The 15,845-nt window shown below is 74.1% G+C and carries 22 protein-coding genes; 14 read left to right on the top strand and 8 right to left on the bottom strand.

Annotated features, from left to right (window positions below; genetic code table 11):
• Window positions 1-50: 50 nt before the first annotated feature.
• From H7A69_RS00980 to H7A69_RS00965, 4 genes are all read left to right on the top strand, one after another.
• On the top strand, window positions 51-824 hold the full coding sequence (locus H7A69_RS00980) for a DUF4064 domain-containing protein (protein ID WP_182045369.1): 774 nt from the start codon (window positions 51-53) through the stop codon (window positions 822-824).
• Between the two features lie 124 nt (window positions 825-948).
• The gene (locus H7A69_RS00975; protein WP_182045368.1) at window positions 949-1,806 is read left to right on the top strand and encodes a hypothetical protein; all 858 of its coding nucleotides are present in this window, start codon (window positions 949-951) and stop codon (window positions 1,804-1,806) included.
• Window positions 1,803-2,288 carry a SprT-like domain-containing protein gene (locus H7A69_RS00970; protein ID WP_182045367.1) on the top strand — a complete coding sequence of 162 codons (486 nt, stop codon included), beginning with the start codon at window positions 1,803-1,805 and terminating at the stop codon, window positions 2,286-2,288. Before H7A69_RS00975 ends, H7A69_RS00970 begins: the two co-directional genes overlap by 4 nt.
• Before the next feature lie 142 nt (window positions 2,289-2,430).
• The gene (locus H7A69_RS00965; RefSeq protein ID WP_182045366.1) at window positions 2,431-3,132 is read left to right on the top strand and encodes a CGNR zinc finger domain-containing protein; all 702 of its coding nucleotides are present in this window, start codon (window positions 2,431-2,433) and stop codon (window positions 3,130-3,132) included.
• A gap of 135 nt (window positions 3,133-3,267) precedes the next feature.
• On the opposite strand, the gene H7A69_RS00960 is transcribed toward H7A69_RS00965, so the two are convergent.
• The 4 genes from H7A69_RS00960 to H7A69_RS00945 form a co-directional block, all read right to left on the bottom strand.
• Entirely contained in the window at window positions 3,268-3,627 is a 360-nt protein-coding gene (locus tag H7A69_RS00960; RefSeq protein ID WP_069712780.1) for a hypothetical protein, read from the bottom strand.
• Between the two features lie 130 nt (window positions 3,628-3,757).
• Window positions 3,758-4,210, bottom strand: a complete 453-nt coding sequence (locus H7A69_RS00955; protein WP_069712779.1) for a roadblock/LC7 domain-containing protein — start codon at window positions 4,208-4,210, stop codon at window positions 3,758-3,760.
• Window positions 4,210-4,773, bottom strand: a complete 564-nt coding sequence (locus H7A69_RS00950) for a GTP-binding protein (protein ID WP_182045365.1) — start codon at window positions 4,771-4,773, stop codon at window positions 4,210-4,212. Before H7A69_RS00950 ends, H7A69_RS00955 begins: the two co-directional genes overlap by 1 nt.
• Window positions 4,773-5,456, bottom strand: a complete 684-nt coding sequence (locus H7A69_RS00945; protein ID WP_182045364.1) for a hypothetical protein — start codon at window positions 5,454-5,456, stop codon at window positions 4,773-4,775. The genes H7A69_RS00950 and H7A69_RS00945 overlap by 1 nt, the downstream gene beginning before the upstream one ends.
• 196 nt (window positions 5,457-5,652) lie before the next feature.
• Between H7A69_RS00945 and H7A69_RS00940 the strand changes: the two genes are divergently transcribed.
• Complete coding sequence (locus tag H7A69_RS00940; RefSeq protein WP_259346015.1) at window positions 5,653-6,939, top strand: Nramp family divalent metal transporter; 1,287 nt, start codon at window positions 5,653-5,655, stop codon at window positions 6,937-6,939.
• Between the two features lie 51 nt (window positions 6,940-6,990).
• On the opposite strand, the gene H7A69_RS00935 is transcribed toward H7A69_RS00940, so the two are convergent.
• Together H7A69_RS00935 and H7A69_RS00930 are read right to left on the bottom strand one after the other, a co-directional pair.
• Entirely contained in the window at window positions 6,991-7,293 is a 303-nt protein-coding gene (locus H7A69_RS00935) for a DUF427 domain-containing protein (RefSeq protein WP_058742825.1), read from the bottom strand.
• A gap of 52 nt (window positions 7,294-7,345) precedes the next feature.
• Window positions 7,346-7,960 (bottom strand): 2-phosphosulfolactate phosphatase, encoded by a 615-nt coding sequence (locus tag H7A69_RS00930; RefSeq protein ID WP_182045362.1) that lies wholly within the window; start codon window positions 7,958-7,960, stop codon window positions 7,346-7,348.
• Window positions 7,961-8,054: 94 nt separating this feature from the next.
• Here H7A69_RS00930 and H7A69_RS00925 point away from each other — a divergent pair, with 94 nt between their 5' ends.
• The 6 genes from H7A69_RS00925 (at window position 8,055) to H7A69_RS00900 (ending at window position 11,303) form a co-directional block, all read left to right on the top strand.
• On the top strand, window positions 8,055-8,687 hold the full coding sequence (locus tag H7A69_RS00925; protein WP_182045361.1) for a GNAT family N-acetyltransferase: 633 nt from the start codon (window positions 8,055-8,057) through the stop codon (window positions 8,685-8,687).
• A gap of 77 nt (window positions 8,688-8,764) precedes the next feature.
• On the top strand, window positions 8,765-9,235 hold the full coding sequence (locus H7A69_RS00920; protein ID WP_182045360.1) for a hypothetical protein: 471 nt from the start codon (window positions 8,765-8,767) through the stop codon (window positions 9,233-9,235).
• Between the two features lie 12 nt (window positions 9,236-9,247).
• On the top strand, window positions 9,248-9,802 hold the full coding sequence (locus H7A69_RS00915; RefSeq protein WP_182045359.1) for a hypothetical protein: 555 nt from the start codon (window positions 9,248-9,250) through the stop codon (window positions 9,800-9,802).
• A gap of 9 nt (window positions 9,803-9,811) precedes the next feature.
• Window positions 9,812-10,183 carry a hypothetical protein gene (locus H7A69_RS00910; protein WP_182045358.1) on the top strand — a complete coding sequence of 124 codons (372 nt, stop codon included), beginning with the start codon at window positions 9,812-9,814 and terminating at the stop codon, window positions 10,181-10,183.
• A 144-nt stretch (window positions 10,184-10,327) separates the two neighbouring features.
• Entirely contained in the window at window positions 10,328-10,897 is a 570-nt protein-coding gene (locus tag H7A69_RS00905) for a DUF1684 domain-containing protein (RefSeq protein ID WP_182045443.1), read from the top strand.
• A 46-nt stretch (window positions 10,898-10,943) separates the two neighbouring features.
• Window positions 10,944-11,303, top strand: coding sequence for a GntR family transcriptional regulator (locus tag H7A69_RS00900; protein ID WP_259346014.1), 360 nt, complete (start codon window positions 10,944-10,946; stop codon window positions 11,301-11,303).
• A 105-nt stretch (window positions 11,304-11,408) separates the two neighbouring features.
• Here H7A69_RS00900 and H7A69_RS00895 read toward each other — a convergent pair whose 3' ends face one another.
• Window positions 11,409-12,257: an endo alpha-1,4 polygalactosaminidase gene (locus H7A69_RS00895; RefSeq protein ID WP_182045356.1), complete on the bottom strand. Its 849-nt coding sequence runs from the start codon at window positions 12,255-12,257 to the stop codon at window positions 11,409-11,411.
• Between the two features lie 271 nt (window positions 12,258-12,528).
• Between H7A69_RS00895 and H7A69_RS00890 the strand changes: the two genes are divergently transcribed.
• Both H7A69_RS00890 and H7A69_RS00885 read left to right on the top strand, forming a co-directional pair.
• The gene (locus H7A69_RS00890) at window positions 12,529-14,169 is read left to right on the top strand and encodes a DEAD/DEAH box helicase (protein ID WP_069712768.1); all 1,641 of its coding nucleotides are present in this window, start codon (window positions 12,529-12,531) and stop codon (window positions 14,167-14,169) included.
• Between the two features lie 133 nt (window positions 14,170-14,302).
• Complete coding sequence (locus H7A69_RS00885) at window positions 14,303-14,503, top strand: CsbD family protein (RefSeq protein ID WP_182045355.1); 201 nt, start codon at window positions 14,303-14,305, stop codon at window positions 14,501-14,503.
• A gap of 75 nt (window positions 14,504-14,578) precedes the next feature.
• Here the strand turns inward: H7A69_RS00885 and H7A69_RS00880 are convergent, their stop codons facing one another.
• Window positions 14,579-15,121, bottom strand: a complete 543-nt coding sequence (locus tag H7A69_RS00880; protein WP_182045354.1) for an NUDIX hydrolase family protein — start codon at window positions 15,119-15,121, stop codon at window positions 14,579-14,581.
• A 73-nt stretch (window positions 15,122-15,194) separates the two neighbouring features.
• On the opposite strand from H7A69_RS00880, the gene H7A69_RS00875 reads away from it, so the two are divergent.
• On the top strand, window positions 15,195-15,845 hold a 651-nt coding region (locus tag H7A69_RS00875), incomplete at its 3' end, for an alpha/beta hydrolase (protein ID WP_182045353.1).

Here is a 15,845-nt window from a genome sequence, read left to right as displayed (position 1 = left end):
GGATGGGGCGACGACCGCGCAGCAGCGCGACCGAGCAAGGGAGCCCCCTGATGACGAACGACGACCGGAGCAACGACGACCGGACGGGCGGCGGCGACGCGCCGGTCTGGGGCCGTCCCCAGGACCACGACCGGTCGGACGCCGACCGGAGCGGCTCGGACCAGGACCGGCCGCGCTACGGCGAGTACGACCAGCAGCAGCCGCGGTACGGCGAGCGCGACCAGCAGCAGCAGCCGCCGCGCTACGGGCAGCAGGACCAGCAGCAGTACGGGCAGCAGCAGTACGGGCAGCAGGACGACCGTCGGGCGGACTCCCCGACCTGGGGTGAGCACCAGGGCTCGCACCAGCCGTACGCGGCGTCGTCCGCCCCGGCCAGTGCCGGGGGCCCGTCGTGGCACCAGGCCGAGGAACCGAAGCGCAAGAAGAAGACCGTCGGCGTCGTGGCCTTCGTCCTCGGGCTCGCCTCGCTCGTCCTCGGCGTCGTCGGCGGGTACCTGATGGGCACCGCCCTCGCCAGCAGCAACGTCCTCGGCGAGATCGCCCGCAACGGCAGCAACGGCTCGGTGGAGCAGCAGCAGCAGCTCCAGCAGCAGCTGATGAGCGACCCCGCCGTGATGGGCCAGCTCGGCGGCGGCCTCGTCGTCGTCGGCATCGCCGCGATCCTCGGCCTCTGGGCGCTCGTGCAGGGCATCATCGCCGCCGTGGTGAACCGCGGCCGTGGCTGGGGCGTCTTCGCGATCGTCCTCGCGGTGGTCGCCACCATCGCGACCTTCGGCACGTACATCGGCGTCGCCGCCGCAGCGGCGGTGAACGGCGCGAACTGAGCGTCCGCACACGCGTCCCCGACGGCCCGTCCCGCAGCAGCGGGGCGGGCCGTCGGTCCGTTCTCGTGCCCCCCGTGCGCGTGGCACCGCCCGCTCACGGGAGCACGCGGTTACCCTCGAACCGATGTCCCTCCCGCCCGACGACAGCCAGCAGCCCGACCGCGCCGACCGCGCCCGGGAACCCCGTCACGCCGCTCCGGCCGGCTCGGCGCCCGTCACCGCGGGCGTGAGCCCGGGGAGCACCTTCGCGCCGATCAGCCTGCGGCCGGCGGTCGACGCCGACGCCGTGCAGCAGCGCCTCCGTGACCTCGGCCAGAGCCGGAGCACGGACGCCCTGGCCGAACGTGCGGAGCTGCTCCGACTGCTCGGCCGACTCGACGAGTCGCTCGTGGTCGCGGAGGAGGTCTTCCGCCTGACGATGTTCACCGGCGAGCGCTCGGACAAGGTCGCGGCCCGCATCCGTCGTGCGCACGTGCTGCACGACCTCGGCCGCCACGAGCGCGCCGCCACCGAGGCCGCGATGGCCCGCGACACCGCGCGGACCGAGGAGTGGCCGGAGCTCGAGGGCGCCGCCGCCGAGCTCGAGGGCTGGTCGCTGTTCGAGCTCTCCCGCTTCGAGGAGGCCCGCTCCGCGCTCTCGCGGGCGTACCAGGCCTTCCGGCAGGCCGGCGCCCCGTCGGAGCGCACCGAGGCGCTCCGCACCGCGGTCGAGGCCGCGCTCCGGGCCTCGGTCGCCCAGCCGAAGGCCGCCGACGACCGGCCCCGCAGCGCCCGGGACGTCGCCGCGCGCCGGGCCGAGGACGACGCACCGTCCGCGCGTGCGGCCGAACCCGTGCAGCAGGACCCGCCGGTCCGCCGTCGGGTGCTCGGCGCACCGGACGCGGCACGCACCGAGGCCGACCAGCTCTGGGGGCGCATCGCCGCCAAGGCCGCGCAGAAGGGCCAGGCGCCGCGCGACGACCCGGACGCCGACGGTCGGTGACCGCCCGTCCCACGGCGGCCACCGCACTCGAGCACGTCCGCGAGCGCGCCGAGGAGCTGCTGGCGGTGCACCTCGGACCGGGTGACTGGACCTTCGCGTTCGACCACGCCAAGACCCGCGCCGGCCAGTGCGACTTCGCCCGCCGGCGCGTCACGGTGAGCCGGTACATCGCGGCCCGGGTGTCGGCGGACGACGTCGAGCAGGTCCTGCTGCACGAGGTCGCCCACGCCCTGGCCGGACCCCGCGCCGGGCACGGACCGGTGTGGCGGCGGACGGCGGCGGCGATCGGGTACACCGGGTCCCGGCTGTACGACGGCCCCATCGCGTCCGAGCTCGCGCCGTGGGTCGGCACCTGCCCGGCCGGGCACGAGCACGTCCGCTACCGAACGCCCACGCGGCCGTTGGCGTGCGCCCGGTGCTCTCGGCGGTTCGACGGGCGCAACCTCATCACGTGGCAGCGGCGGGGAGCGGCGACGGCCTGAGCCGCCGTCGTCCGTCGTGGTGCTGGCGGGAACCGCACGGTGCGGCTGCCGACACCGCACGGATACCGCTCGGCGCCGCCGCTGATACCGCACGGATGCCGCTCGACCGGGAGGCGCGCCGGAGAGCCGTTAGCCTGGACGGATGCACACGGGGCAGCACATCCGGACCGACAGCGGGTCGTCGTGGTTCTTCGACGCCGGCCGGATCGCGCTCGACTTCGCCCACACCGGCGGCTTCGCGGACGACCCCGACGCACGCCGCCCGCGGGCCCGCCTCGGTGAGCTGCTGGTGACCCCCGCCGACCTGGACGAGTGGCTCGGCGACCACACCGAGCCCATCGACCTCGGTGCGACGGCCCGTGAGCTGCAGGACGCCCGGGCGCTCCGCGCCGCGATCGGTCGGCTGGCGGTGGCGGCGGCGCCGGCACCCGCGGCCTCGACGGACCCGGCCGCGCGCACCGCGGTCGCCGCCGGACTCCGCGCCGGCACCGGTCGGACCCGTCCGGCACCGGACGACATCGACACCGTGAACCTGTTCGCCGCGCTGCCGGACGTCCCGCCGGCGCTGCCCGGCGGTCGCCGCCGCGCCGGGGCGAACCGCGTCCGGCTGGCGCAGGCGCTGTCGAGCGTGGCCCGCGACGCCGTGGCGTTGTTCACGGAGGTGGGGTTCGACGACCTCGCCGCGGACGGTCAGCCCACCCGCTTGAGCCGCTGCTCGGCCGACGACTGCGGCCTCGTGTTCTACGACTCGTCGCGCGGCGGGACCCGTCGGTGGTGCTCCATGCAGCGGTGCGGCAACCGGGCGAAGGTCCGCGCGCACCGTGCCCGTCGCGCTGCGGCCTGAGCGGAGCCGCGGGGACCGCTCGCGCGCCCACGACGGCCACGACTGCCCGGACGCTGGAGCCCGCCGGACGCGACGAGGGGCCCCGCGGTCGCGGAGCCCCTCGTGTGTCCGGTCGCGCTGACGACCGGCTGCGGGTCAGAAGGCCAGGTCGGACTCGACCGACTTCGCCTTCATGCGGGCCAGGGCGAGGTTCGCCTTCGCGCGGTCCAGCACGTAGTAGATGAAGACCTCGGGGTGCGAGGCCAGCGGGCGGATGATGTGGAACTGCGACGACAGCGTGATGAGGATGTCGTCGATCGAGTCGGCGAGGCCGAGGGACCGGGCGGTCTTCAGCTTCGCGCGGACGACCTCGGTGTTGCCCGCGGCCGCGAGCTCCAGGTCGATGCCGCTGCCGGCGCCGCCGAGCAGCATGCCGGAGCCGCTGTCGACGACGGCGGCGGCCATCGCGCCGTCGACGGTCAGCAGGTCGTTGAGGGAGTCGTGCAGGGTTGCCATCTGGGGTTCCTTCTCGGGTTGTCCGGTGTGTCGGGTGTACGGGCAGGGGTCGCCGGGGCTGAGCCCCGGCGGGACGGGAGACCCGGGTGCGGTCTGCCGTGGTCCGGGTGTGGTGCGGCTGCGGTGCGGGTCAGACCAGGCCGGCGACGGCAGCCGCGCGGGCACCGGCTGCGGCGTGCGCGGCCAGCTGCTCGCCGAGGCGGGCTGCGGAGCGCCGGGACACGGTGAGGGCCTTGCCGAGCATCTCGTCCGTGTCGAAGAGCGCGGCGAGCACGATGGTCGAGCCGGGGATGCGCATCTGCACCAGGTGCCCGCGGTCGGCCGCGATGATGACGTACTCGCCCGTGCCCATCGGCAGCTCGCGGGCGACGGCCTCGCTCAGCGCCTGGATCGAGCTCGCCATGCTGGCGAACCGCGCGCCGTCGGTGGTACCGGCGGCACCCTCGGCGACGCGGACGACCTCGAAGCCGTCGTCGGTCAGGAGCGACGCGGTCAGCATCGAGCTCGACGAGGACCGGAGCGCCGCGAGTTCGGCGCTGCCGAGTCCGACGACGACGGGGTCCAGGTGCGGGGCGAGGGTCATCAGTGCACTTCCTGGGCGGCGATCATCGCCGCACGCATCTCGATGTTGGCGACGAGGGTCAGCAGGACCGTCGTCATCTGGTCCGTCTGGCGCGGGTCGACCGTGAACACGGGGACGAGCATCTCGGGGTGCGCGGCCTGCAGGGCGTCGGAGAACACCCCGGGGCCGGGGCCGTCGACGACGTCCGAGCGGGTCACCCCGACGACCACGCCACCGCGGTCGTGCAGGTCGCTGAACTCGTCGAGGTACTCCAGCATGCTGGCGACCGGGTCGGCGGCGTCGGCGTTGACGAGCACGACGAGTCCGCGGGCGCGCTCCTTGAGGATCTGCCACATGAAGTCGAAGCGTCGCTGCCCCGGGATGCCGTACAGCCGCACCTTGTCGGAGTCGCCGACGGTGATCTCGCCGTAGTCGAGCGCGACCGTGGTCGTCGCCTTGTCTGCGGTCTCGCGGTCGGTGTTCGCCGCCTCGGTCCGGACGACGGGAACCTCGCTGAGCGCCTCGATCGCGGTCGTCTTGCCGGCACCCATCGGGCCGGCGAACAGGATGACGTGCTCGGCCATCAGCGGGCCAGCCGGTCGAGCAGGCGACGGAAGAGGCCGCTCCGCTGCTGCACGGGCGCCGCGGTCGGCACCGGCCGGTCGAAGGCCGGGCGCGCGAGGGTGATGTCGGGCGTCTGCGAACGGAGGATGCGCATGAGGCTGAAGGCGTTGATGAGGCGGCGGGCCTCGGCGGGCGCGACGTTCGCCTGCTCGGCGAGCTCGTCGACCGTCAGGGCGGCGTACCCGAGGAGCGAGGTCATCCGCACGTGGTCGGGGGTGTGCGCCAGCGTGGTGAAGTTCGGCCACCGCTGCAGGCGGTAGCGGTCGTCGCGCTGCAGCCACCAGGCCAGCTCGCCCGGGAAGGAGTGCAGCCCGATGTGCCAGAGCAGGCCGTGCAGCTCGTTGCCCGGTCCGAGGTCGACGGCGGCCTCGACGTCACGGTCCTCACGGCCGACGCGCACGTCCTCGGGGTCGATCGGCAGGTCGCCGAGCGGGGTGGACCACCAGTAGGAGTCCGAGGCGACGTCGATCACGAGCGGCCCGTGACCGGCGATCTCGACGCGCAGCACCTCGCCGTGGGTCTCCCACAGCGGGCGGAGCGCCATCGCGACCCGGGTCCAGCCGAACCTCGGCATGGGTGTCGGGTCGATGGTCTGGGCCTCCGGGTGGACGAGCTCGTCCCCCGGTCGTCGCGATGCATCCATGCCTCGGTCACCTTCCTGGTACCGGTCCCCCGGCTGTCGTCCCGCGGCGGTTCACCGGCCGCGCGGACCCTCCGATCCAACTGGAGGCGAGGGTGCGTCAGGTAGCCCCCGTCTGGGCGGCACCTGTCGGGGAGGCATGCGCCCACGTTCCGAAACCGAGGATTCGGCCCGCCGAATCCTCTGGCATGCTGGGCGGGTGACCGACACCGCAGCCAGCCGCCGACCCCGCTCCGGTCGCCCGCACACGGCGCCGGACCGTGGGCCCGGCGGTCCCCGGCGCCGAGCGGCCGGCCTCACCCTGCTCGGTCCCGCGTTCGTCGCCGCGATCGCCTACGTCGACCCCGGTAACGTCGCCGCGAACCTGACCGCCGGTGCGCAGTACGGCTACCTGCTGCTCTGGGTGCTCGTCGCGGCGAACGCGAGCGCGGTCGTGGTGCAGTACCTCTCGGCCAAGCTCGGCGTCGTCACCGGCCGGTCACTGCCGGAGCACCTCGGGCTCCGCATGCGGCGCACGCCCCGGCTGCTCTTCTGGGCGCAGGCCGAGGTGGTCGCCGCGGCCACCGACGTCGCCGAGGTGATCGGCGGCGCACTCGCGCTGCACCTGCTGTTCGGACTGCCGCTCGTCGCCGGCGGCGTCCTGACCGGCGTGGTGTCGATGGCGATCCTGCTGCTGCACAGCCGACGCGGCACCCGCACGTTCGAGGCCGTCGTCACGACGATGCTCGCCATCCTGACCGTCGGGTTCTGCGCCGGGCTCCTCTTCGCACAGGTGTCCCCCGGCGAGCTCGTCAGCGGCCTCGTCCCCCGCTTCGAGGGCTCGCAGTCGGTCCTGCTCGCCGCGTCGATGCTCGGCGCGACGGTCATGCCGCACGCGGTCTACCTGCACTCGGCGCTCGCGCGCGACCGGCACGGCGACGTGCCCGCGGGTCCGGAGCGCCGACGGGTCCTCGTCGCGACGCGGTGGGACGTCGGACTCGCGCTCGTCGTCGCCGGCGGGGTGAACGTGTGCATGCTCGTGCTCGCCGCGGCGACGCTGCCCGGGGTCGCGGGGACGGACACCATCCCCGGCGCACAGCGGGCGATCGAGGCGAACGTCGGCCCGGTCGTCGGCGTCCTCTTCGCGGTCGGCCTGCTCGCGTCCGGACTCGCCTCGACCTCGGTCGGCTGCATGGCGGGCGCGGAGATCATGCACGGCCTGCTGCACGTGCGCGTCCCGGTCGTCGCGCGGCGGGTCGTGACGCTCCTGCCCGCGGTGGCCCTGCTCGCCCTCGGGGTCGACCCGACGATGCTCCTCGTGCTGAGCCAGGTCGTGCTGAGCTTCGGGATCGCCTTCGCGATCGTGCCGCTGGTGGTCTACACGTCCCGTCGCAGCATCATGGGCACGGACGTCAACGCCGTGCCCACCCGCGTCGTCGCGGGGGTCATCGCATCGGTGATCGTCGCGCTCAACGTGGCCCTCGTGGTGCTGACCCTGGCCGGCTGACGGCGCCCGTCCGGGTGCCGCCGCCCGCCGGCCGGGTCGGCGTGCCGGGTGTCAGTCGACGACCCGGACGTCCTTCCAGAAGGCGTAGTAGCCCGAGTAGTCCTTGCCCACGCGGTCGAAGGACGACGGGATCGGGGTCGGGTACGACCACGCGCGGTCCGGCAGCGGCTGGCCGTCGACCGTGACGGTGTAGTACTGCGTGTCGCCCTTCCACGGGCAGTGGTACTGGGTGTCGCTCTCCGAGAAGAACTCCGGCTTCACGCTCGACGGCGGGAAGTACCAGTTGCCCTCGATCTGGATGAGGTCCTCCTGCGGGGCCTCCGCGATCACGGTGTCACCGACGACTGCCTTCATGACGTGCTCCTTGCGATCCACGGCGTCCAGGCGACGCCTGCGATCCGGAACGCTACGCCGCAGCGCTCGATTCCCGCAGGACGACCAGGTCCGGTCCCGCGGCGAGCGCCCCGCGCACCGTCTCGGGGTCGAGGTCCGACGCCCCCTCCGCCGCGCTGACCAGGTGCCGCACCGCGCGGCGCAGGCCCGTGTACGCCGCGCAGGCCACCGCTGCCTCGGGCGAGGTGTGGTCGATGCCGGTGGCGACCAGGGCGTCGACGACCGCGCCGGCCGCGAGCAGGTCCTCCACCGTGCTCTCCGGCACCTCGGCGGTGTCCGTCGGCTCGCCGGCGTCGTCCGCCACGTCGGCTCCGCCACCCGTCGAGCGCCCCGCGGCCACGACCGCGACGACGCACCGGTCGCCCCGCTCGGCCTGGAGGCGCGTCACCCGTTCCGCCACCGCCGTCGCGTTGCCGAGGTGGCCGAGCACGACCTCCGGACCGTCCGGCAGCAGCGCTGCCGCGGCCCGTGCCAGCGCGGTGCCGTCGGTCCCGCGGGAGGCGGCACGGCCCGGCTCCGGGAGCACGTCGACCCAGACGACGAGGTGGGCGTCGCGGGCGATCCGCCCGGCGCCGCCGACGCCCCACGCGAACCGGACCTGGTACTTCCCCTGGGTGCCTGCTGCCACCCGACCACGATAACCGGGCACGTGCCCTGTCCGTCCTCACAGGTGGGCGTCGACGGGCGGTCCGGCCGGTGCCGCGACCGTAGGATCGAGGACCATGGAGATCGCCACCGTCCCCACCCTGACCGGCGACCGTGTCACGCTCGAGCCCCTGGCCGCCGAGCACGCGGACGACCTGCGCGCGGCGGTGACGGACGGCGACCTCTGGCGCACCTGGTACACCTCGGTGCCCGCGCCCGACGCGGTCGACGACGAGATCGAGCGCCGGCTCGGCGAGCACGCCGCCGGTCGGATGCTGCCCTTCGCCGTCCGTGACCGTCCGACGGGTCGCGTGGTCGGGTCGACGACCTTCATGAACGTCGACACCACGAACCGCCGCGTCGAGATCGGGCACACGTTCCTCGCCCGAGCAGCCCAGCGGACCGGCATCAACACCGAGGCGAAGCTGCTCATGCTCTCGCACGCCTTCGACACGTGGCAGTGCATCGCGGTCGAGTTCCGCACGCACTGGCACAACCACCAGTCGCGCGCGGCCATCGCGTCCCTCGGCGCGAAGCAGGACGGTGTCCTCCGCAGCCACTCGATCGGTCGCGACGGCACCCTCCGCGACACGGTCGTCTTCTCGATCACCGCCGCCGAGTGGCCCACCGTGCGGCTGGCACTGACCGAGCGGCTGCGCACGCGCGACCAGGCCGAGGGGTCCCGACGTCGCGCAGCCCGGCACGCCTGAACCGCCCGGCTCGGCTGCACCGCCCCGTCCCCCGCACGGGCAGCGGCACCCGGGTGCCCCGGGGTACCGTCCGGGACATGCACGTCGGTCTCCGCATCGTCCTCGACGCCCCCGTCGACGCCGTCCGCGACGCCCTGCTCTCGCCGTCGGTGATGGTCGCCGTCACGAAGCCGTTCCTCGTCTACCGGTCACGCTCCCCCGAGGGCCTGCCCGATCGGTGGACGCCGGGCGTCCCGCACCCGATCACGGCGGACGCCTTCGGCATCGTGCCGAGCGGTGACACGCACGTCGACCTCGACCTGTACGAGGTGGAGGGGGTCCCGGTGCAGCGCGACAACGGCGGCGGTGTCTCCGGCCTGTTCGGTCGCATGACGATGCGGCACCGGATGGCCACCGTGGACCTCGGCGACGGCAGGACCCTGCTGCTCGACCGACTGTCCTACCGGATGCGTCCCGCTGCGCTCGGCGCCGCGCTCTGGCCCGGCATGTGGGTCATCTGGCAGTGGCGTGCCCTGCGGATGCGCCGACTCGCCCCGTCCTGGCGCTAGTCCTTGCCGCGCGTGCCGAGCATCGGGTCGTACGACGTCGAGCCCGCCGACCTCCGGCGTCCGGTCGCGTGGGGCCTCGGCGCCGTCGCGACGCTCACGGGCGTCCTCGCGGTGATCGGGTGGCCGCTACCCGTGGTGTCGCGGTACGGCAGACCGTCGGACGCGTGGGACCGCACAGTGTTGCTCGTGCAGGAGTGGGCGGCGCACGACGGGTGGCGGATGTCGGGAGCTTCCTGGCTCTGGGGCGGCCTCGCGGTCGCGGCGACCGTCGGGGCCGTCGTCGTGCGGGCCTCCCGACCGGGACACGCGCTCAGCCGGCGGGCGTCGCTCGCGACCCTGCTGCCCGGAGGGGTCACGGCCGTGACGGGACCGGTCGTGCAGGCCGCGCTGGGCGTCCCGTGGTCGAACTACTCGACTCCCGAGGTCGACCGGCCCGCGGTCGTCGTCGCCGTCCTCGTCGTCGCGGGCGTCCTGGCGCTCCCGCTCCTGCAGCGCCGGGTCACCCGAGGACGTCCGGCGGTCAGGCCCTCCGCGGGTGAGGGGCACGAACGGGCACCCCGTCCCTAGGCTGCACCCGTGACGACCGTTCCCCCGCACCGCCCCGCCCCCGAGGTCGAGCAGGCGCTCCTCGCCCTGAACGACGGGTCCCACCCCTTCGAGGTCCGGAAGGACGACGACCGGATCGTCGCGGTCTGGCGCCACCGGCTCCAGGGCGCCCAGCTCGCCTGGGGCAAGGCCGAGTGGCGCTACCGCGTCACGCTCCTCGACGACAGCGGGGAGTACACGACGAGTGTGGTGCAGAAGAACTGGGACGGGGAGAACACCGCCTTCTCGTTCCGGTCGAGCGACGTGACCGGGCCGGTCGACGACGTCCTCGCCCGCGCCGGTTGGACGAAGCGACGGAGCGCGGTGGGACGGCTGCTCGGCAGGGTCCTCGGCCGCGACTGACACGGCCGGCTCCGTCCACGGACCGCGGCCGGTCGCTGGCGGGTCCGGAGGAGCCGGGCGTACGCTCGCCGTGTGAGCCAGACGCAGGAGCCGAGGACCCGGGAGCGCGTGCACAGCACGCTCGCCACCGTGGACTGGCGGCGGATGACGTTCGACCTGTACCGCCGCGTGCGCGCCACGTCGGACCCCGAGACCGCCCACGCGATGTGGCGCGAGACCCGCGACGCGATGTTCGGCGAGCACCCGGCCAGTCCGCTGCTCGACGAGGACGCGCGCGACTTCGAGGCGCTGCCCGTGCCCGACTACGACCCGGAGTGGCGCTTCCGCGCCCGGATCGAGGACGCGGAACCGCAGGCGATGGACGTCGAGACCGGCACCGACGGGATCGTGCACTTCGACCGGCTCGGCGTCGTCCGGCTGCCGGGCATCGGCATGCTCGACGTCTGGTCGCACGGCGGGTACGCGGGCGGGATCTTCGTGCCGGTGAAGGACGCCAGCGCCGGCAGGGCTCGTGGCACGTACGGCGGCGGGCGCTACCTGCTCGACACGATCAAGGGTGCGGACCTCGGCGGCGACGACGACGAGCTCGTCCTCGACTTCAACTTCGCGTACAACCCGTCGTGCGCGTACGACCCGGCGTGGGCGTGCCCCCTCGCACCCCCGGGCAACACCGTCGCCGTGCCGATCCCGGTCGGCGAGCAGTACGACTTCTGACACCGACCAGCAGACACCCAACGGACAGGACGCAACGGTGGAGCGCATGACGGGACTCGTGGCCCTCGACGTGGGCGGTCGCGTGCCGCCCTTCGAGCAGGTCCGCTCGCAGATCGCCGCGCAGATCGCGGCCGGGTACCTGGTGGACGGGGAGCGCCTGCCGAGCGTGCGGGCCCTCGCCGAGGAGCTCGGCCTGGCCGCCGGGACGGTCGCCAAGGCCTACCAGCTGCTCGAGGAGACCGGACTCGTGCACACCGCACGCGGCGCCGGGACCCGGGTCATCCGGCCCGCCGCGGTGCCGGACGCCGTCGCCGACGCCGCACGCGCCCTGGTGGCCGCGGCGAAGGAGGCGGGGCTCTCCGCCGACCAGGCCGCGGCAGCCCTGCGCGAGGCCTGGCCCGCCTGAGGCGACCACCCGGTTCGAGGTGACCGCCCCGTCACGCGATGCGGGTGGCGGAGACGAGCCGGGCCTCCCGGCCGACCGCCGTCACGACACCACCGCGGAGAGCGCTCAGCAGTGTTCCGAGACGTACGCGTCGTCCGACGGGGTGACCAGGTCGCGATCCCGCAGGATCGTCATCGCCGGACGGTCCCGCAGCGCGCACACCGACGACCACGGGCGGTCGAGGGTGTCCGCGTACTCGATGTCGATCACGCGCTTCCCGTAGACCTCCGTGTAGGCCGAGCACTCCTGGTACTGCACGCACTCCTCGGCGACGACGAAGTCGAAGCCCGTCGTCTGCCGCCCGGCCGTCCCGAGCTGCGGCGTGTTCTTCTGCCCGACGGCGAGCCCGTGCGCGTGCCCGACCCGAACGAGCGACGCGGCGAGCGCGAGGTTCCCGGACCGGGTCAGCCGCTTCCCGGAGCGCGTCCACGAGTCGAGGTTGTCGAACTCGACCGCGTCGAACCCCCGGTCGGCACACCGGGCGACCGACCTGGTCAGGACCTTCGTGATCGCCGTCCGCTTCGCCGCCGTCCGGGTGTCGAGGAGCACCTCGTCCGGCCAGCCCGGGTCCGACACGGTCTTCCCCGCCGCGTCGCGGAGGAGCGCCGACGGTGCTGCGCGCTGCCAGTCGGCCAGCGTGCCCGGCTGCGTCTGGAAGCCGTTGACGTAGCAGATGCCGTACGTCCCAGGGGCCGGCCGGTCGGTGCTGTCGCGCTCGACGATCGTGACGCCCCGAGCCGGGGTGTACCCGCCGCCGAGCTGGTAGTCCGGACGGCCCGACGTCGGCAGGTTCGCGTACGACGCCGCCTGTTCGGTGGGCGCGGTGGCGGGGGCGGCACCGGCCGCGCAGCCCGTGCTGCCGAGCACGGCGACCAGGGCGACCGCGGCGGTCAGCAGGACGGATCGGGTGTGCACCACGGGATCATCGCACGCGCTCGGCGAACGGTCCGGCCCGGATCCGGCACCCGCACGCTATGCTAGGAGTACTCGAGGCGCCGATCGCCTCGTGCGTCGTACGGACGCCCCCGACTCCCGACCCTCATCCGGTCGATGATCGCGCACCGACATCCCGGTGCCAGGCTCTCTGCTGCGGCGACCGCGTCAGCCTCTGCTGACGCGGGGTTCCCGCCCGCGCGCCACATGCCAGCGCGCCCACGGCCGGCACGAGCCGGCTCGAAAGGTCACCATGACCAACCAGGACATCCGCTTCACCGATCTCGGCGTCCCCGCGCCGATGGCCCAGGTCCTCGCCCAGCAGGGCAAGGAGACCGCCTTCCCGATCCAGGCCGACACGCTCCCCGACTCCCTGCAGGGCAAGGACGTGCTCGGTCGCGGCCGCACCGGCTCCGGCAAGACGATCGCGTTCGCGATCCCGCTGGCCGCCCGCCTCGCCGCGAGCCGCCGCCCCCGTCGTGCCGGCCGCCCCCGCGCGCTCGTGCTCGCCCCGACGCGTGAGCTCGCGACGCAGATCGACGCGACCCTCGCGCCGCTCGCGAAGTCGATGGGCCTGAACACCACCACGATCTTCGGTGGTGTCGGCCAGGGCCGTCAGGTCGACGCCCTGCGCGCCGGCGTCGACGTGGTCGTCGCCTGCCCGGGTCGCCTCGCCGACCTCATGCAGCAGGGCCACGTGCACCTCGGCGACATCGAGGTCACCGTCCTCGACGAGGCCGACCACATGGCCGACATGGGGTTCCTGCCCGGCGTGACGAAGATCATGCAGGCGACGCCGGAGCAGGGGCAGCGTCTGCTCTTCTCCGCCACGCTCGACAACGGCGTGGACAAACTCGTCAAGAAGTTCCTGCACAGCCCGGTGATGCACTCCGTCGACGACGAGACCAGCCCCGTCGAGGCGATGACCCACCACCTGTTCGAGGTCGCCGACGCCGACGCGAAGAAGGACCTCGTCCGCGTGCTCGCCTCGGGCACCGGTCGTCGCATCATGTTCATGCGCACGAAGCACCACGCGAAGCGCCTGGCAAAGCAGCTCAGCTCGCAGGGCATCCCCGCGGTCGACCTGCAGGGCAACCTGTCGCAGGGCGCCCGTGAGCGGAACCTGGCGAAGTTCTCCTCCGGCGAGGCCCTCGTGCTCGTCGCGACCGACGTCGCCGCCCGTGGCGTGCACGTCGACCACGTCGAGCTCGTCGTGCACGTCGACCCGCCGACCGAGCACAAGGCGTACCTGCACCGCTCGGGTCGCACGGCCCGCGCAGGCTCCTCGGGTGACGTCGTCACCGTCACGATGCCGGCCGAGCGCCGCGACGTCGCGCAGATGATGCGTGCGGCCGCGATCAAGGTCACGCCGCAGCAGGTCACCGCGACCTCGCCCGCCGTCACGACGCTGGTCGGGGAGGTCGCCCCGATCCGGCACGTCGAGGAGGCCCCGGTCCAGCAGCAGCGCCAGCGCCAGCCGCGTGCGGCCGAGTCGTCCCGCTCCGAGACCGCGGGCAGCGGTCGTCGCCGTGGTCGCGGCGGACGGTCGGGAGGCGCCGCACAGGCCCCCGAGACCGCCTCGGCCGGTCGCGGCTCGGGTCGGAACGGCGGCGGTCGCGGTGGTCGTCCGGTCACCGAGGGCGCCGGCGCTGCCGGTTCCCGCGGCGGTTCGGCCCGTGGTGCGTCGGCGGGCGGTGCCGCTGCCGGCGGTCAGCGCCGTTCGGGCGGCAGCCGTCGGGCGTCGAGCGACGTCGTGCGCGGTGGGTCCGCTCCGGTGTGGTCGTCCGAGGGCGGCTACGCGGCGGGTCGTGGTGCCGGCTCCGAGTCCGGTGGCGGTCGTCGCGGCGGCTCGCGTCGCGCCTCCCGTCCGGCGGGGGCGGCCGACCGCCACTGAGGTCGCGCTCCACGCCGGGATCCGAACCTGGACGGTCGCTGCGCGCAGCGCGACTCCGGACGCGTACGTTCTGGTTCACCGAAGGCCGCGCGAGTGGCCGACGGGGAATCGTCCGTCGTTGGAAGGAGACCGTATGAGTGGCAGCGAAGAGAACCACACCGGCGAGAAGCTCGGCGGGAAGCTCAAGGAAGGCATCGGCAACCTGACCGGCAACGACAAGCTGAAGGCCGAGGGTCAGACCGACCAGGCCAAGGCGTCTGCCAAGCAGGGCGTCGACGACGTGAAGGACGCGGCGCACGGCGTCGCCGACAGCCTCCGCGACGAGAAGCACTGAAGCCGGTCCACGACCGCGCTGCGAAGCCCCCGGATCCGATCGGATCCGGGGGCTTCGTCGTGCGTGCGGTGTCGGCTAGTGCAGGGCGCCGACCGAGGCGAGGCCGGCGCGGAGCAGGGTGCCGCGGCCGCCCTCCATCTCCTCGGCGACGGCGTCGGAAGCCGCCTCCATCGGGCTCATCCACGTGAGCTCGAGGGCGTCCTGCCGCGGCTCGCACGTCCCGGTGACCGGGACGACGTACGCCAGCGAGATCGCGTGCTGCCGCTCGTCGGTGTAGACCGAGGCGCCGGGCAGCGGGAAGTACTCCGCCACCGTGAACGGGGTCGGGCTCGAGGGGAGCTGCGGGAAGGCCATCGGGCCGAGGTCCTTCTCGAGGTGCCGGAAGAGCGCCGTCCGGATCGACTCGCCGAACATCACCCGCCCGGAGACGAGCGTCCGGGCGATCGAACCGCTCGGGGACACCCGGAGCAGCACGCCGACCTCGGTCACGACACCGAGGCCGTCGGTGCGGACGGGGAGTGCCTCGACGTAGCAGATGGGCAGCCGACGGCGGATGTTCGCCAGTTCCTCGTCGGACAGCCAGCCGGAGTCGGGGTCGGGGGTGCGCAGCGAGGCCATGCCCCGTGTCTACCAGGCACCGCGGCGAGTTCGACGCACGGCGCGGCCACTGTGGACGGCTAGCGTCGTCCACATGATCGATGCGGACGTCGTGCAGTGGACCCGATCGGCCGACGAGCGGGCCGGCACACCGCTGCTCGTCGCCCTGCACGGGGTGGGGTCGAACGAGCGGGACCTGCTCGGACTGGCCCCGGCGCTGCCGCCCGCGTGGACGGTCGCCTCGCTCCGCGCACCGATGCCGTGGGGGCCGGGGTACTCCTGGTACCCGCTCGGGACACCCGGGTCGCCGGCGCTCGGACCGGTCGACACCGCGGTCGACGGGGTCCTCGACTGGATCGACGCCGTCGCCGCGGAGCACACCCGGGTGGGGCTGCTCGGGTTCTCGCAGGGCGGGTCGATGGCGCTGCAGCTCCTCCGCGCCCGGCCGCAGGACTTCGCGTTCGCGGTGTCCCTGTCGGGGTTCGTCGTGCCGGGCGTGACCGACGCGCGCGACGAGGCCGTCGCCGCCGTCCGCCCGCGGGTGTTCCTCGGGCACGGCGACCTCGACCCGGTGATCCCGCCCGAGGCCACCGCCCGCACGCAGGCCTGGGCCGCCGCGCACACGGACGTGACCGACCGGTCCTACGCGGGACTGCCGCACGCGGTGTCGGCCGAGGAGCTCGCCGACGTGGCCGCGTTCATGGCGGTGGAGCAGTCGACCGAGGGACCGGACGACGGCCGGGAG

Source organism: Curtobacterium sp. ME26 (assembly GCF_903970945.1).
GTDB lineage: Bacteria > Actinomycetota > Actinomycetes > Actinomycetales > Microbacteriaceae > Curtobacterium > Curtobacterium citri.
The sequence above is the reverse complement of the archived record's forward strand: the minus strand, read 5'-3'. Positions and strand labels throughout refer to the sequence as shown.

Bases quoted from the DNA above. Each gene is read 5' to 3' on its own strand.
- H7A69_RS00955 (WP_069712779.1), bottom strand. From the start codon at position 4,210: ATGACCCTCGCCCCGCACCTGGACCCCGTCGTCGTCGGACTCGGCAGC.
- H7A69_RS00965 (WP_182045366.1), top strand. From the start codon at position 2,431: ATGCACACGGGGCAGCACATCCGGACCGACAGCGGGTCGTCGTGGTTC.
- H7A69_RS00975 (WP_182045368.1), top strand. From the start codon at position 949: ATGTCCCTCCCGCCCGACGACAGCCAGCAGCCCGACCGCGCCGACCGC.
- H7A69_RS00880 (WP_182045354.1), bottom strand. From the start codon at position 15,121: ATGGCCTCGCTGCGCACCCCCGACCCCGACTCCGGCTGGCTGTCCGAC.
- H7A69_RS00905 (WP_182045443.1), top strand. From the start codon at position 10,328: ATGACGTTCGACCTGTACCGCCGCGTGCGCGCCACGTCGGACCCCGAG.
- H7A69_RS00890 (WP_069712768.1), top strand. From the start codon at position 12,529: ATGACCAACCAGGACATCCGCTTCACCGATCTCGGCGTCCCCGCGCCG.
- H7A69_RS00935 (WP_058742825.1), bottom strand. From the start codon at position 7,293: ATGAAGGCAGTCGTCGGTGACACCGTGATCGCGGAGGCCCCGCAGGAG.
- H7A69_RS00960 (WP_069712780.1), bottom strand. From the start codon at position 3,627: ATGGCAACCCTGCACGACTCCCTCAACGACCTGCTGACCGTCGACGGC.
- H7A69_RS00900 (WP_259346014.1), top strand. From the start codon at position 10,944: ATGACGGGACTCGTGGCCCTCGACGTGGGCGGTCGCGTGCCGCCCTTC.
- H7A69_RS00945 (WP_182045364.1), bottom strand. From the start codon at position 5,456: ATGGATGCATCGCGACGACCGGGGGACGAGCTCGTCCACCCGGAGGCC.
- H7A69_RS00925 (WP_182045361.1), top strand. From the start codon at position 8,055: ATGGAGATCGCCACCGTCCCCACCCTGACCGGCGACCGTGTCACGCTC.
- H7A69_RS00950 (WP_182045365.1), bottom strand. From the start codon at position 4,773: ATGGCCGAGCACGTCATCCTGTTCGCCGGCCCGATGGGTGCCGGCAAG.
- H7A69_RS00980 (WP_182045369.1), top strand. From the start codon at position 51: ATGACGAACGACGACCGGAGCAACGACGACCGGACGGGCGGCGGCGAC.
- H7A69_RS00920 (WP_182045360.1), top strand. From the start codon at position 8,765: ATGCACGTCGGTCTCCGCATCGTCCTCGACGCCCCCGTCGACGCCGTC.
- H7A69_RS00885 (WP_182045355.1), top strand. From the start codon at position 14,303: ATGAGTGGCAGCGAAGAGAACCACACCGGCGAGAAGCTCGGCGGGAAG.